General features: G+C 64.7%; 16 protein-coding genes. All 16 read left to right on the plus strand.

Features of this window, described 5'->3' with window-relative positions; genetic code table 11:
- The first annotated feature begins 47 nt into the window (after positions 1-47).
- The 16 genes from ACK8HH_RS18985 (at position 48) to ACK8HH_RS19060 (ending at position 14,144) form a co-directional block, all read left to right on the plus strand.
- Complete coding sequence (locus tag ACK8HH_RS18985) at positions 48-275, plus strand: hypothetical protein (protein ID WP_233500211.1); 228 nt, start codon at positions 48-50, stop codon at positions 273-275.
- A gap of 104 nt (positions 276-379) precedes the next feature.
- Positions 380-844 carry a hypothetical protein gene (locus tag ACK8HH_RS18990; RefSeq protein ID WP_051999686.1) on the plus strand — a complete coding sequence of 155 codons (465 nt, stop codon included), beginning with the start codon at positions 380-382 and terminating at the stop codon, positions 842-844.
- Positions 841-1,728 (plus strand): hypothetical protein, encoded by an 888-nt coding sequence (locus tag ACK8HH_RS18995; protein ID WP_412475745.1) that lies wholly within the window; start codon positions 841-843, stop codon positions 1,726-1,728. Before ACK8HH_RS18990 ends, ACK8HH_RS18995 begins: the two co-directional genes overlap by 4 nt.
- Positions 1,716-3,305, plus strand: coding sequence for a hypothetical protein (locus tag ACK8HH_RS19000; protein ID WP_006897750.1), 1,590 nt, complete (start codon positions 1,716-1,718; stop codon positions 3,303-3,305). Before ACK8HH_RS18995 ends, ACK8HH_RS19000 begins: the two co-directional genes overlap by 13 nt.
- Positions 3,302-4,786 (plus strand): SCO6880 family protein, encoded by a 1,485-nt coding sequence (locus tag ACK8HH_RS19005; RefSeq protein WP_006897749.1) that lies wholly within the window; start codon positions 3,302-3,304, stop codon positions 4,784-4,786. The genes ACK8HH_RS19000 and ACK8HH_RS19005 overlap by 4 nt, the downstream gene beginning before the upstream one ends.
- On the plus strand, positions 4,783-6,609 hold the full coding sequence (locus ACK8HH_RS19010) for a hypothetical protein (protein ID WP_006897748.1): 1,827 nt from the start codon (positions 4,783-4,785) through the stop codon (positions 6,607-6,609). Before ACK8HH_RS19005 ends, ACK8HH_RS19010 begins: the two co-directional genes overlap by 4 nt.
- The gene (locus tag ACK8HH_RS19015; RefSeq protein WP_006897747.1) at positions 6,606-6,914 is read left to right on the plus strand and encodes a hypothetical protein; all 309 of its coding nucleotides are present in this window, start codon (positions 6,606-6,608) and stop codon (positions 6,912-6,914) included. The genes ACK8HH_RS19010 and ACK8HH_RS19015 overlap by 4 nt, the downstream gene beginning before the upstream one ends.
- Positions 6,911-8,950, plus strand: a complete 2,040-nt coding sequence (locus tag ACK8HH_RS19020; protein ID WP_006897746.1) for a transglycosylase family protein — start codon at positions 6,911-6,913, stop codon at positions 8,948-8,950. Before ACK8HH_RS19015 ends, ACK8HH_RS19020 begins: the two co-directional genes overlap by 4 nt.
- Positions 8,951-8,964: 14 nt before the next feature.
- Complete coding sequence (locus ACK8HH_RS19025) at positions 8,965-9,390, plus strand: hypothetical protein (RefSeq protein WP_006897745.1); 426 nt, start codon at positions 8,965-8,967, stop codon at positions 9,388-9,390.
- Positions 9,387-9,611, plus strand: coding sequence for a hypothetical protein (locus ACK8HH_RS19030; RefSeq protein ID WP_101841742.1), 225 nt, complete (start codon positions 9,387-9,389; stop codon positions 9,609-9,611). Before ACK8HH_RS19025 ends, ACK8HH_RS19030 begins: the two co-directional genes overlap by 4 nt.
- Positions 9,608-10,192 (plus strand): hypothetical protein, encoded by a 585-nt coding sequence (locus ACK8HH_RS19035; protein ID WP_006897743.1) that lies wholly within the window; start codon positions 9,608-9,610, stop codon positions 10,190-10,192. The genes ACK8HH_RS19030 and ACK8HH_RS19035 overlap by 4 nt, the downstream gene beginning before the upstream one ends.
- Entirely contained in the window at positions 10,189-10,977 is a 789-nt protein-coding gene (locus tag ACK8HH_RS19040; protein ID WP_278127485.1) for a hypothetical protein, read from the plus strand. The genes ACK8HH_RS19035 and ACK8HH_RS19040 overlap by 4 nt, the downstream gene beginning before the upstream one ends.
- A 43-nt stretch (positions 10,978-11,020) precedes the next feature.
- Complete coding sequence (locus ACK8HH_RS19045) at positions 11,021-11,683, plus strand: hypothetical protein (protein ID WP_006897741.1); 663 nt, start codon at positions 11,021-11,023, stop codon at positions 11,681-11,683.
- A 92-nt stretch (positions 11,684-11,775) separates the two neighbouring features.
- Entirely contained in the window at positions 11,776-13,467 is a 1,692-nt protein-coding gene (locus ACK8HH_RS19050; RefSeq protein WP_233500223.1) for a type IV secretory system conjugative DNA transfer family protein, read from the plus strand.
- A gap of 1 nt (position 13,468) precedes the next feature.
- Positions 13,469-13,702 carry a hypothetical protein gene (locus tag ACK8HH_RS19055; RefSeq protein WP_006897739.1) on the plus strand — a complete coding sequence of 78 codons (234 nt, stop codon included), beginning with the start codon at positions 13,469-13,471 and terminating at the stop codon, positions 13,700-13,702.
- Between the two features lies 1 nt (position 13,703).
- Positions 13,704-14,144 carry a DUF4913 domain-containing protein gene (locus tag ACK8HH_RS19060; protein ID WP_006897738.1) on the plus strand — a complete coding sequence of 147 codons (441 nt, stop codon included), beginning with the start codon at positions 13,704-13,706 and terminating at the stop codon, positions 14,142-14,144.
- Positions 14,145-14,179: the final 35 nt, after the last annotated feature.

Below are 14,179 nucleotides of genomic sequence, written 5' to 3' on the forward strand. Positions count from 1 at the left end.
GCGGGCGACGATGGGAGAAGCACACGATGTTGTCAGCATGGGGCGGCATGCCGCCGGAGGTGACAGACCCGCTCGAAAAGGTTCTCGGTTACGCCCTGTGGATGGTGATGGCTGCCGCGGTTGGTCGTCTGATGTGGATCGGCGGCGAAATGAGCTATCACCGGCACCAGCCGGGCGACACACAGCCGCCGGATACTCCGACGTGGGTGTTCGTCGGTCTGATCGTCGCCAGTTCAGCCTCCGGTATCGGCGCAGCGCTGCTGCAGTTGTCTTAACCCTGTCTGCGGTGTCCGCTCTGGTCACGGCATGTGGAGGTGACACCAGCACGGCGGCACCTGCCACGGTTGTCTCAGACCTGGGCTGGACATCGTTTCAGGGTATGCAGATCCCGACCGGCGAGCAGGGGCCGCAGCATGCGGACCCCGTCGCGCCGACAGGCTATGACCGGTCGCCGGCCGGGGCGGTCCTGGCCGCGGTTTCGGCGACGATCCGTATGTCGGTCGCCGACGACACACAGTGGCCGACGGTCGGGCAGAAGCTCATTGCTCCCGGAACCGAACGTGATGCGTGGGCGGTCGATCGAGCTCAGGTGTCGATCACCGCTCCCGTCAAAGCCGGCCAGGCACCGAAGGTGGAGGCATATTCGATCACGGACAGCAGTCCGGACCGGGTGACAGTGAAGATCTACAGTCGTCTCAGCGACGGGTCCTACACCGAGAACACCGCGGCTACGCAGTGGGTGGCCGGTGATTGGCGGTTGGCGCTGGCGTCGGGCGATAAGCCGGTCGTCCGGGCGGTCTCGGCGGTGCCTTCGACGGCGCTCCTGTTCGAGGAGCCCCAGTGATGGACCTCAAGGAGGAGCGCCAGCCGCTTCTGAAACGGCCGTGGGTGTGGATCGCTGCCGCGACGACGGTGGTGACCGTAGTGATTCTGACATTGGCGTTCATTCCTAATGATGACGCCGGCGATCGGCCCGCCAGCTCCACGCCGTCCGAAGCCGAGCGGCTGCCGCTGCCTTCGGAGAGTTCACAGTCGGAGTCAGGCGACGTTGACGACCTCGGGCGTCCGGTTGTCGTGCCGGCGGAGCGCCGCGGCGTCGCACTGCCTCAGTCCGAGCAGCCCTCGTCAACATCTGATTCGAACCCTCTCGCTCGGCCGAAGGGTTTGGAGTGGCAACGCGTGTACGGCAGTCCTGCACCCTTCAGCCGGTCAGACGGTCCGGCCGCCATCAGCGCCGACGGAGTTCCTCGAGGAATGAGCCGCACCCCGCAGGGAGCGACTATCGCTGCGTTGCAGATCGTCTCTCGGATTCGATTCGGCACCAAAGCCGACCGCTACGCGGTCATCGATCAGCGTCTTGAGGGTGCCACCGAGTCGGATAAGCAGGCGCTGCGGCGTGACGGCGACATTCTGTCGATCACGGTCGATGATCCCGAGATCGGCGACATCGCCGCGAACAGAGCGCTCGTGCCAGCCGCCTTCCGGATTCGAGCAGGGAACTGGACAAATGATGCAGCGACGATCGACATCGCATACGGGCCTCACGAGCAGGTCAACCCCGACGACGAGAGCGACGTGCAGTCGGTCTATTACTGGCAGTCCCTCTCCACGGTGTGGGTCGACGGTGAGTGGCACCTGAAATACAAACCGTCTCTTCTCACCCGTGACGAGAAGGAGGGCTCGATGGGTTCCCTCGACGGAGGGGAGTGGGCCACATGGGTGCGCTGACGCGGTCACGCCGCCGCACCGTGGTGACGGTGGTGCTGGCGCTCATCGCTGCGGTGTTCCTGACAACCGCTGGCCCCGCAGTCTCGTCAGAGGCGCTGGGCATGGACGCGGTCAGCGCCCAGGCGCGCGCAGATGACGAGACCCCCTCCCGGGCAGACCTCCAGAACCAGATCGAAGACCTCAAGGCCCAGATCGCGACGGAGAAGGATGAGGAGAAGAAGAAGGAGCTGACCGCTCAACTAGCAGTGCTGATGACTAAGTACACAGCTGGTGCTGTTAGCGCCACTGATGACAGCTGCGGAGCGATCAACTTCATCTGCAAGGCCAAGAAAGCCACCAAGGACGCCGCCAAGGGAGCGTTCAAAGGTGCGGCCGAGTCGATGTGGCAGGGCTTCGGCCGGATGCTGCAAATGTCGATGACCTGGTTCATCAAGATCCCCACCCCGAAGTATCAGGACTACTCGATAGTCCAGAAGATCCAATCCGCAACCATCGGACTGCAGTTCTTCGGTCTGGTGTTGTCGCTGGTCGTGATCGGGTTCCGGCTGGTTCTCGCCAGACGACAGGCCGCGGTCACCGAGGCCGAAGAATCCGTGAAGTCGATGGCCAAGGCGGTATTCGGCGCGTGGACATTCGGTGCAGTGCTGCTTTCACTCACGGTAGCGAGCGACGAGCTGTCTAAGTGGATGCTGAACCAGGCCACGAACGGTCAGAACGCCGGGTCGATGGTGACGAACCTGATGAAAACCTCGTTGGTAACGATGCAGTCAGCAGGGTTGGTCTTCGTTCTGGCCGTGATCGGGATCCTCGGTGCTCTGCTGCAGGGCATACTCCTGGTGGCTCGGCAGGCGATGCTCGCCGTTGTCGTGTCGCTGGTGCCGGTAATCGGCGCGTTCGGCGGGACGAACACCGGCAAACAGGCGTTCTCGAAAGTCATGATGTGGACCGTCGCGCTCCTTCTGTGGAAGCCCGTCGCGGCGGCGGTGTACTGGGTCGCCTTCTGGATGGCCGGCAGCGATTCGAAAGACTCTCAGCAGATCATCATGGGGATGATTTTGCTGTCGCTGTCCGCAGCAGTCCTCCCGATCCTGATGAAGCTCGTCTCCGGCGGAGCCGCGATGTCTGGGGGCTCAGGCGCGGCCGCCGTCGGGGCTTTGATGGGTGCGGCGGTCGCGGGCAGCACGATGCTCGCCAGTGGTGGCTCGTCAGCCGGCGCGGCTGCGGGAGGAGGTGCCACCTCGACCGCATCGATCGCCGGCGCCGGCGGAGGCGGCGGCCCGTCGGGCGGAGGGGGACTCTCTGGCGGGACCGGGATGGGTCCGTCGGGCGGTGGTGGTCCCTCCGGCGACAGCGGGGGAGGAGGAAGAGGCTCCCAGCCGGGCGGCGGGACCGGCGGCGGATCAGCTCTCGTGCCTCCGGCGCCAGACAGCAGCAGCAGCGGCGGCGACGGCTCAGGTCTCAGTGGTGGCACCGGCAAACAGCTCGCGATGGCCGGCAGTGCACTCGCGCTGGCTTCCGAATCCTTCTTCGAATCCGAACCTGGCCAGGACGCAGGAATGGGAGACAACCTCCGATGACCTCTACCAACCAAGTGATTCTCTACGGCCGATGGGAACAACCACGCACGAGCGGTCTGTTCGGCCGGACCTGGGGCGAAACGATATTCGCCGGCGCGTGGATCGTCGTGACAGTGCTGTTCTACATGTTCACGCACTCGCTGATTCTCATCCTCATCTTCTTCCTCATTGGCACGGCCGTGTTTGTGCCGCTGGCGTACCGGCGGCACGGACGGTCGGGATTGGAACTGATTGCCATGCGACTTCAATTCTGGAAAGGCGCTCGCCGCGGCGAGAACGTGTACCGAGGCGGCGTATTCGGCGTAGTCCCTGGATCTGCGCGCATGCCCGGGATACAGGGCGATACCCGGCTGTACGAATACGAACTCGGTCGCGGGGGCCGATTCGGGCTGATTCACTCGCGAGCGAAGAACCACTTCACCGTGGTGCTCTCCGGTCAGCCGCAGGGCCAAGAACGCGTGGAACAGCATCAGATCAACGACTGGGTCCGCGGCTGGGACCGGTTTCTGTCGCATCTGGGCACCATCAAGGGAATGGCCGGAGCGGCAGTGATTGTCGAGACCGTCCCTGACAACGGGCACCGTGTCGACGCCGAGGTACGGCGCCTTGTCGACCGCGACGCGCCGGCGTTCGCACAGCGCGTGATGGTCGAAACCGTGACGCACCGGGCCTCAGCGAAGGTCCGCAACGAGGTCCGCATTCAGCTGACGTTCACGCAGCAACGAACTGCGGACTCGGCCGAGGTCGCCGACCAGGGAGCGGCCATCGGCCGACTCCTGTCGACAATCATCAATCAGGCCGTGGCCGCCGGGCTCTCGGCACGACCGCTGACCGCTGGAGACCTGAGCATGGTCGCCGCTCGCGCCTACCGGCCGGAGCTCGCGGCGGAGTTGGAAACGATGGCCGGTTCGGGCTCCCTCGACCAGTTGCAGTGGGACCAGATCGGACCGGCCGGCTGCAAGGCTGAGTGGGGCCGGTTCGTGCACAACGGATTTCAGTCGGTGACGTGGGAGATGGAAGCCGCGCCGGCAGGCACTGTCGCACATGACACGCTGCTCCCACTGCTGGCGCCCCGAGCCGACCTCGGGCGCAAGAGGGTGGCGATCATCTACCGCATCCACGGTGTTGCCGATGCGGTGAAGATGGTCGACGACGACTTCAAGAACGCGCTGGCCGCCGAACAGTCGAAGAAGGGCGTCGGGTCGGCAGCGGCGTCCCTGCGAGTGGACAACACGATGGCCGCTCGGCAGGAACAGGCGCGCGGTGCTGGCGTGACCCGCTTCGGTGTTCTGATCACGCTCACCGCCGAGGCGTCAGCGGAGATGCCGACATTGGCTGCGGAACTGGAAGGCCTGGCATCGGCGTCCCGACTCACTGTGCAGCGCTGCTGGGGCGGACAGGACGCGACCTTCGCCGGGGCGCTCGGACTCGGGGTTCTGTTGCCGGAGTACGCCAGCGTGAACAGGCGGGTGACGGCATGACGATGACAATTCCGCGGCACGCGGCACCTCAGAGTGACACACCCACACAGGTCGAGATCGCCGAGACCGACGTTCCCGCAACAGTCAGGGTCGCGGGCGTGCGACTGCGCACAGCGCGCGCCTACGAGCAGCTGCGCGCCGAGGCAGCTGCCACGGGGTGGCGAGGCCGGCTGGCACGCCGCCGCCTGGCTACCGAGGAACGATGCCGCAAACGCGCGATCAGCAGGATCTGCGAGATGGGCGGCTGGGACATCGACGCCGGGGAGCCCGGACCGCGCGGAAGCTCCGGGCCGGGCGGTGGTCGCACGAACGTCGTCCCTCGACTTCCTGAGTGGCGCGCCACGACCAGCCAGGTCGCCGGAGGATTCTGGCCGTTCTCGGTCGGGGCGACGAGCCCGATGCTCGGCACACCTTTGGGCAGTCACCTGTATACAGGGCAGGACTTCGGCTGTGACCCGCTGACGTGGTTCCTCTCTGGTCTGATCACTGCCCCGATCGCGTTCGTGCTCGCGTTGAACGGTTTCGGTAAGTCGTCTCTGGTTCGCCGCATGGCACTGGGAAACATCGCCCAAGGCCACACCTCACTATTCCTCGGTGACGTGAAGCCTGACTTCGCAGAGCTGACCAAGATGGTTGACGGTCAGATCATCACTGGCGGATACGGCGACCAGACGATCAACCCGCTCGATGTTGGCGCTCTCGGCACCGTGCTCGCAGAAATCAGGGATTCGACGCCGTGGTCGCCGCAGTCCATCGCCGACATGACCCGCCGGGTTGAGGAAGATCTGCGCTCACGACAAGTCTCCACTGTGGCGGGCCTGGTTGAGATTAACCGAGGCACTGCGATCCGAGACTTCGAGGAAACACTGCTCGGGTCTGCGCTGGAACAGCTCTACCGCCCCATTCACGACGGCGGTCAGGGATTCACCGGCCAGCGGCCGCCGATCCTGGAGGACTTGTACCGGTTGATCCGTGACGGTAACGCCGAACTCTGGGAGGACACCGCTGCCCGCACAGCCGAGGAATACCGAGCTTCGGCGGCAGAGCTGTGCCGATCGCTGCGAGCCCTGACCTCGGGCCGTCTGGGCAAGGTGCTCAACGGCCACACCACGACACCAATCGACCCATCGTCGCCGGCCGTGTGTATCGACGTCTCGCGCGTGCCGAAGGGCGACCGCAAGCTCAAAGCGGCACTGCTGCTGGTCTGCTGGGCAGACGGATTCGGTGCGGTCGAAGCCGCGCACGTACGAGCAGACGCGGGGCGGGGTCCGCGGCGTACCTTTCAGGTGATCATCGACGAGCTATGGCAGGTGATCGGCTCGGGCGCAGGCATCGTCGATCGAGTCGACGCGCTGGTCCGGTTGAACCGTTCCGATGCGGTATCGCTGATCATGGTCACGCACTCGGTCAATGACCTGTCTGCCTTCGAATCTCAGGCCGATGCCGCGAAGGCCATCGGGTTCTTGGAGAAGGCACAGATCAAGTTCATCGGGCCGGTCGGCCCGGAGGAGATCGAACGACTCTCGCAGGTGACCGCGTTCAACGCACAGGAGCGTGCGCTGATCACCTCGGCGGCATCGACGCCGCCTCCATCCGAGGATGCGCTGGCTGAGATGAGGCGACAGCTCACTGCCGCGAGCAAGTCCGGGTCGACCTCTGTGGAACGTCCGAGACCGCACGGCCAGGGCGTATTCGTCGCCAAACTCGGCACCGACGATCGCGCAGGAATCCCGTTCCGCATGATCTTCACCCCTGCCGAAGCCGAGGGCGGTGTCCACAACACGAACGCCCGCTTCGACGGCGTGCTGAAGAAGGCGTCATGACATCGATGAACAGGCGAGACTACGGCTGGATCACCGACGACATTCGCGACACAGCGGTGCAGGCCGTGCTGACGGCAATCGAGCGGGGACTGTCGCTGACCGCTGCGTGCACAAAGGTCGCGATGAGCTTGGAAGTCCACACGAACACGGTGAAGAACTGGGCGCGGGCGTCCGGGAAGCTCGACGAACTCCGCACGAGCGCGGACAGTGAGGTTGTCGCGAAGCTCTACGCCGACATCGAAGCGATGAAGACCGCCAACAGTGGTCTACTCGCCGCGCTGAAAGAGCAGCAGAGGCGATCATGACCGACGCTGCGAAGTCCTTGTCCCTATTTCTGGTCGCCGCCGTGGCGATCCCGCTCCTTGCACTGATCGCCTTCGTCGGCAGCGATGACACGGATGACTGTGCGCCGGCGGACTCGTCGTCGAGCAGCAGCTCGTCACTGTCGCCCGGGCAGAAGGTGATCCCGATGAAGAAGGGAACCTTTCAGTACACCAGCGGGTTCGGACCTCGCGACGGCGTGATGCACCAGGGTCTGGACATGGGCTCGCAGGCCGGCACTCCCATGTATGCCGCCTACGACGGCGTTGTGGACAAGGCGGGAGAGGCGACCGGCTTCGGCCAGTGGATAGTGCTGCGCCACAACATCGGCGGCAAGCGTGTCGACACCGTCTATGGCCACATGTTTCCGCAGGACCTCATGGTCAAGCCGGGGCAGAAGGTGACCGCCGGCCAGCAGATCGCCAAGGTCGGATACAACGGCGAGGTCTCACCCCCGGGACCCGGCGGTGCACATCTGCACTTCGAGGTGTGGGAAGGAGGCTGGGGACAGAAGGCCATCGACCCGAAACCCTGGCTGGCTGACGCTGTCGAGCCAGGCCAGGCCCGGCCTTCCGCGCCCAATGCACCGCCGGCGGGGCAGGACTCACAAATCGTCTCGGCCGAGGACTGGAACAAGGTCGCCCAACACGAGTCGGGCGGGAACTGGGCGATCAACACCGGCAACGGCTACTACGGCGGGCTGCAGTTCTCAGCGTCGACGTGGAAGGCGTTCGGCGGAGACAAGTTCGCACCGACTGCAGATAAAGCGACCCCACAGGAACAGATGGAGGTCGCGAACAGCACGCTGAGTGGTCAGGGTTGGGATGCCTGGCCGGTGACCTCGCATCAGGCCGGTGTCCGCGACAAGAAGCCTGCGCCGCCGGGAACCTTCGCTGGCGCAACTGGATCCCCGCCCAAGCCAACGTCCCCGGCGCCGGCTGCGCCGGGAGGTCCATCGGACGTGCAGACGCTCTCGGGAGTGACCGATAACGAGGGCGAACTGGACGTGTCCAAGCCGATGGCCGCCCGATTCGGGTCCGAGGCCCACTGGCAGACCAACACCGTCCGCCTGGCGCGGGCGGTGGCCAAGCGATTCCCTGAGCTGCAGACGATCGGCGGCTGGCGGGCCGATGGTGGTGGATTCTCCGACCACCCTGACGGACGCGCCGCCGACATCATGATCCCGAACTCTGGCCGCGATCAGAAGGGCGTTGAGCTCGGCAATCGCATCCAGAAGTACGTGATGGACAACAAGGCCGTCTTCCACGTCGACTACACGATTTGGCGGCAGTATTACCAGCCCGCGCAGGGGCCCGGGAACGTCATGGAGGACCGCGGCGACTGGACCCAGAATCACTTCGACCACGTGCACGTAACTCTGCTGCCGTCGCCGCTCTACAACGGCGAGGACCTGGGAACGATCAAAGACAGGGGTGCCGGCGGTGCTGGGTCGGACAGCGAGGAATGTCCGTCCGATGTGAGTGGCAACGGACGAATGGTGAATGTCAAGGCCGGCTCAGTGCCCGCGGATTGGGCGCGCTGGTACAACAAGGCTGGCCGGATCTGCCCGCAGATCAGCGCCTCCCTCCTGGCCAGTCAGGGTCACCAGGAGACCGGCGGGTTCCAGCAGCATGTGCAGAGCCCCGATCAGGCTCAGGGGCCTGGACAGTTCATCCCTGACACCTGGGCGACTTACGGCAAGGACTACGACGGCGACGGTCGGGTCGATGTCTACAGCCTGGGCGACGCGATCATGGCCCAGGGCCATTACATGTGCGACCTGGCAAAGGACATCGACGGATGGATCGCGGGCGGGCAGGTTGACCCCAAATCGGGTCCGAACCACGACGTTCGCGACCTGTACCTCGGTGCCTACAACGCTGGCCCCGGCGCGGTGCAGGAGAGCCACGGATTCCCGTCGTTGTATCCGCGCCACTTCAGCGAGACCCGGCCATACGCCGAAATCATCATCCGCAACGAGCCGAAATACCGGGGCGTCGAGGACGCTGCGGTCGTCTAGTCAAAGGAGAATCCGTGAAGAAGACAACGACCGCGGTGGTGCTCGCGGGAACGCTGCTCGCAGTGACTGCATGCTCAGCGCCGGCGACGGAATCGGCAGCAGCGCGGTGTCCCGCGGCCGAGCAGCTCGCGGCGGCGCTTCACACGCGGTTCTCGGTGACAACCGCGGTCACCGACGGAGCCGAAGGTGGAGTAGAGCAGGGACGCTCGGTCGCTGCGCTGGTGCCTGCTGACGGCGCGACACCGGGCGGGGTAGGCGACCAGATCGCCCGTCGGGGGCGCGCCGACGATCGCAGCGAGTATGTCATGTGGAATCGCACGTACTGGCCGGCGGGCAGCAAGCGCGGCACGACGATCGAGGACCGAGGTAACGCCACTCTCAACGCGGTCGACCACGTGCGAATCGTGATCGACCGCACCAAGTGCATGGAGACACGATGACCAGGCGCGAGAAGGTGTTGGGCGGCGTGATGATCGTGGGCGTTCTCCTGGTCTGGGGTGCGATGGCGTTCTACTCGGTGTCTCTGCTTCTGTCGGTTCTCGGTGTCTCGGGCGGCCTGGTCATCGGGATCTCTGTCGCGACCACGCTCGCCTTCGAGGTGCTGGCGATTGCGGTCATGCGGGCCGTCGCGGCAGCTGGCTGGGGAGGACGGGACCGATGACGGCCACAGCGAGGCGGGCCTCGGCACTGCTCCTGGCCGTGATGCTGGCCATCGTGGTGGCGGCATGCGGCGGCGGGGACGACGCCGTTGACGGACCGGGGGATGCGGGCCATCAGCATCCGGACGGGCAAGGCCCCGTCGCGGGTGCCCCTCCGGACGATTCAGTACAGGAGGCATTGTCGAGGATCTACAGCTGGGAGCCGGCGAGACAGGCCGATTCCGGCGTCGCGATGAGAACTGCGCTGCCGTGGCTCAGCGGCGAAATGGCTCAGGCCGCTACTCGCAGTAGTACCGGGACCGACCAGATGCGGCCGATGCGTCAGTGGGCACAGTGGCGAGCGGAAAAAGCGATCGTGACCGCCACGGTGAAGGTTGTCCCGGCAGTGGACGAGCCGGGGAGCCGAACGACGAAGCGTCAGGCGGCTGTTCTGCAACAGATCCAGCGCGCAGACGGATCCGTCGACTCGTACTCGCTGATGACCTACGACGTCGATCTCGCTCTCGATGAGGACAACTGCTGGCGAGTCTGGCGAATCCAGATCGTCGACTCCCAACCACTGACAGATGGGGTGTTCCAGTGACTGACTACGACACTCGCGGCTTCAGCGCGGCCGGCTACGACCGAAACGGCTACGACCCATACGGCTACGACGCCTCGGGTTTCGATGCGCGGGGCTACGACCGAAACGGCTACGACGCTGCCGGGTACGACCGGCACGGCTTGGATTCCGCCGGGTATGACCGGAACGGCTACGACGCGAACGGCTATGACCGCCGCGGCTTCGATGCTGCCGGGTGGGACCGTAACGGCTACGACGTGGACGGGTTCGACCGGCACGGCATCGACCGCAGCGGCCGCAATCTGTACGGCGTTGAGGTCCCGTTCATGGACGACAACGCCGAACCGGCCAGGGTGCCGGGGCCAGCAAGGATCAGCACCGATGGTGGCGGTGAGTCGGAGGTGCAGGTGAGTCGGATGATCTTCGGCGGCGTGGCGACTGTGATCGTCGGAGCGCTGACTGCAGCGGTCGTTTGCTGGCTGCTGATGGCGCTGCGCACGAACCTGCCCGCAGAAACCTGGGCACGGGCAGGGGCACCGCGCATTCCCGACCCTGCAACGGCGGCGGTTCTCGCCGGTGCGGCGGCCGCGGCCGCCGCCGCATGCGCGCTGGCGCTGAGCGTTTTCGTTGCCGACGGACTGCGGTTCTTCCGTCTTACGGCGCTTCTGCTGACGGCGGTGTGGGTCGTGGCTGTCGCCTCCGAACACTCGTGGTCGACGTGGCTCGTGAGCGCGTTGACCATTGGAGCACCGGGCCTGGCGATCATCAGTCTCGCGCCGTCGGTACGTCCCACCCTGCGGCCCTGAGAACTCGCTTCACCTCACCAAACCCTCGATGGAAGGAACAATCATGACAAGCACGACAGCGCAGGACTGGGATACCGCGGCAGCCGTGGTACGTGACCATGCAGACGCCCTCGCCTCGATGGGCAGCCACTCCGAGCTGTACAGCTTCGCCAAGGAGAAGAACCTGGCGACCAAGCTCCTGTTTCCGAAGTTCAAGACCGAACTCCGCAAGCAGCTGCGCATCGATTACGACCAGATCAGGAAGGACACCCTCGCAGCCCGGTTGGTCGAACTGGAAGCTGCCGGCGAGACGGCTCCGACGATCACCCTCTTCTGCGCCGGTGACGTCGAGGTCGATTCGTACGCGGTGTGCCGGGCAGAGGAAGAAGACCCCTGGTACGGAACCTTCCACGAGAACGATCAGGTCGCAGATCAGGATCATGCAGACGAGTCCGCTGCGAGGAAGGCCGTGTATCTGGCGGGCAAAGCCCGTGAGTTCGCCGGACTCGACATCGTGCATCTGCGGTTGTCGGTCACCAACCATGTCGTGACACGCACCGCGCTGATGCGAGACATGCTCAAACACAAGGTGTGGGTGACTGTCGATATCGTCGACGACCCGAACGGCAATCCGGCTTTGGAACTGTGCCGCGCTCCCGGTTTCCGGGGCTGGCGAGAAGTCTCGCTGGGCGACCTGATCGAGGACAGCGACGGTGCGGCGCAGTAGTTGTCCGGACTCCGTAACGATGGGGGAATGCAATGCCCGTAGCTAATCCTGGACAGACGAAGAATCCGTCGCGGAACAGTGAGACCGTGCTCATGCTCGTTGGGCTTGGCGTGATCGTCGCGGCGGCGTTGATCGTCTGGGGCTCGTTGACGCTCGCCGGCGGTCAGCAGATCCCCGGCAACCCGTTCGCCGCGGTGATCATGGTAGCGAGCGGCAAACTCGCGTGGCCGACGGCCGCGACGGTGTGGGCCGTGGTGATCGTGGCCGTCATCGGGGCGGTGGTAGGGACCGGTCTGTACGTATGGAGCGGCCGTAAGCCACACCGGACTCGCGTGGACTCGGCGCAGCAGCACCTCGGTTCAGGCAAGGAGATCGCGTCCATCCGCGAGCGGGCTGTAGCGGAGAAGGCGCGGAGTCTCGGTATCGATTCGTCAGTTGCACCTGCACCGTTCACCACCGTCGAAGGTGTTCCGATCGGCAAGGAACTGGTTGGCAAGGGACGACTGCTGGGGTCGTGGGAGGACATGCACCTCGACATCTGGGGGCCCCGTCAAGGCAAATCGACCTCGCGGATCATTCCAGCGATCTGTGAGGCGCCCGGAGCTGTGCTGACCACCGAAAACAAGCGGGGCAATCTCGACCACACTCGGCTTGTCCGCGAGTTCCGCGACGAGGACGGCAACCCAACCCGGCAGGTGTGGGTCTTCGACCCGCAGCAGGTCGCCAATGAGCCAGCGTGGTGGTGGTGGAACCCGTTGTCCTACGTTGAGGACGAAACGCAGGCCGAGGAGTTGGCCCAGCTGTTCTCAGTCGGTGACGACGGGCTAGAAGCCAAAAAGGATCCCTACTTCGACCCCGAGGGAGAAGATCTGCTGGCTAATCTGATCCTCGCTTCGGCGTTGGCCGGCGAGCCGATCACCACGGTCTACGAACGCCTCGTCGACGAGAATTCCTGCCATCATGCTGTCGAAATTCTCCGTGAGCACGGCTACCCGATGATCGCGCGTGCGCTCAACGCCCGTTTGGGCCTGCCGGAGAAACAGAAGGCCGGCATTTTCGGAACCAGCGTGAAGATGGCCAAGTGCCTGCGCAACCGGTCCGTGCAGGAATGGATCACTCGAGGTGACACTGAGCGCCCGCACCTGGACCTGGAAGCGTACATCCGCAACGGCGAGACACTGTACTGCCTGTCGAAGGAAGGCGTCGGGTCGACGGGGCCGCTGGTCGCGGCGTTGACTGTGGCGGCCACCCGCACGGCCGAAAAGATCGCGACCGCATCGCCGGGTGGGCGGCTTCCGGTCCCGATGCTGTGCCCGCTCGATGAAGCCGCCAACGTCGTGCGGTGGCCGGATCTGCCCAAGCTCTACAGTCACTTCGGTTCCCGCGGAATCATCATCATGACGATCCTGCAGTCCTGGTCGCAGGGCGTCGGAGTGTTCGGCGAACGCAACATGAAGCTGCTCGAATCCTCATCGAACGTGTACGTCTACGGCGGCAACGTGCGCGAGAAGGAATACCTGGCCAGCCTCTCCGAACTGTGCGGCGATTTCACACGCGTGCGATTGAGCGTGTCTGATGCTCGCACTGGGAAGTCATCGTCGCGAAGCACCGACGAGAAGAAGATCTTCACCGTTGCTGATCTACAGGCATGGCCGCGCGGCCGCGCGCTCGTTCTGTCTGCCGGTAACCGTCCCACGGTCGCTGAGACTGTGCCGTGGATGGCCAAGCCATACGCCGACCTGATTCGGCAATCGCTCAACGAATACGCCCCGAAGGGACAGTGAAATGGACGACGACCTAGCGAAGAAGGCGCGGAGTCTCGGTATCGATTCGTCAGTTGCACCTGCACCGTTAACCACCGTCGAAGGTGTTCCGATCGGCAAGGAACTGGTTGGCAAGGGACGACTGCTGGGGTCGTGGGAGGACATGCACCTCGACATCTGGGGGCCCCGTCAAGGCAAATCGACCTCGCGGATCATTCGGCAATCGCTCAACGAATACGCCCCGAAGGGACAGTGAGATGGACGACGACCTGTTTGGCGATGAAGAACTCGAGGACGACGAGCCGAGCGGCGCAGCTGCCGCCGAAGCTGAGCCGGAGCCCGAATTTTCTTCGGTCTATGAGTTCGTGGAAGACCACCTGTCGCTGTTGTACGCCCGCAAATGGGAGTTCGCCGGCAAGAGTCGCCTGTGGTGTCGGAGGTGGTTCGAACACGCCGAAGCAGTGTCACGACTCGAAGCAGTGTGGCGGGCCTATGAATCGCTGCGCCTTGATCCGACCCTCGGGATGAGCGTGTGGTGGCGCGACCATCTCGATCCCCACATGAACGCGTTGACGAATCCGGAAGGTCCGTTCGAGGGATGCAGTCCCGACGCTCACAACCCCCGGACGGCAGCTATGCCCTGTGACCGTATGGACGACGACTTCGTCCGAGCCGTGATGGGCGTCGACGGAGCGTAAGCGACCGGCTAGACCCACTAGAGAAGGAGCATGCA

This window comes from Gordonia sp. LUNF6, assembly GCF_047041125.1.
GTDB classification, from domain to species: Bacteria; Actinomycetota; Actinomycetes; order Mycobacteriales; family Mycobacteriaceae; genus Gordonia; species Gordonia sihwensis.

What these genes read in the sequence shown, in the direction of transcription:
- ACK8HH_RS19035 (WP_006897743.1), top strand. Translation starts at nt 9,608, where the DNA reads ATGACGGCCACAGCGAGGCGGGCCTCGGCACTGCTCCTGGCCGTGATG.
- ACK8HH_RS19050 (WP_233500223.1), top strand. Translation starts at nt 11,776, where the DNA reads ATGCTCGTTGGGCTTGGCGTGATCGTCGCGGCGGCGTTGATCGTCTGG.
- ACK8HH_RS19055 (WP_006897739.1), top strand. Translation starts at nt 13,469, where the DNA reads ATGGACGACGACCTAGCGAAGAAGGCGCGGAGTCTCGGTATCGATTCG.
- ACK8HH_RS19060 (WP_006897738.1), top strand. Translation starts at nt 13,704, where the DNA reads ATGGACGACGACCTGTTTGGCGATGAAGAACTCGAGGACGACGAGCCG.
- ACK8HH_RS19030 (WP_101841742.1), top strand. Translation starts at nt 9,387, where the DNA reads ATGACCAGGCGCGAGAAGGTGTTGGGCGGCGTGATGATCGTGGGCGTT.
- ACK8HH_RS19045 (WP_006897741.1), top strand. Translation starts at nt 11,021, where the DNA reads ATGACAAGCACGACAGCGCAGGACTGGGATACCGCGGCAGCCGTGGTA.
- ACK8HH_RS19005 (WP_006897749.1), top strand. Translation starts at nt 3,302, where the DNA reads ATGACCTCTACCAACCAAGTGATTCTCTACGGCCGATGGGAACAACCA.
- ACK8HH_RS19000 (WP_006897750.1), top strand. Translation starts at nt 1,716, where the DNA reads ATGGGTGCGCTGACGCGGTCACGCCGCCGCACCGTGGTGACGGTGGTG.
- ACK8HH_RS19015 (WP_006897747.1), top strand. Translation starts at nt 6,606, where the DNA reads ATGACATCGATGAACAGGCGAGACTACGGCTGGATCACCGACGACATT.
- ACK8HH_RS19020 (WP_006897746.1), top strand. Translation starts at nt 6,911, where the DNA reads ATGACCGACGCTGCGAAGTCCTTGTCCCTATTTCTGGTCGCCGCCGTG.
- ACK8HH_RS18985 (WP_233500211.1), top strand. Translation starts at nt 48, where the DNA reads ATGCCGCCGGAGGTGACAGACCCGCTCGAAAAGGTTCTCGGTTACGCC.
- ACK8HH_RS19010 (WP_006897748.1), top strand. Translation starts at nt 4,783, where the DNA reads ATGACGATGACAATTCCGCGGCACGCGGCACCTCAGAGTGACACACCC.
- ACK8HH_RS18990 (WP_051999686.1), top strand. Translation starts at nt 380, where the DNA reads ATGCAGATCCCGACCGGCGAGCAGGGGCCGCAGCATGCGGACCCCGTC.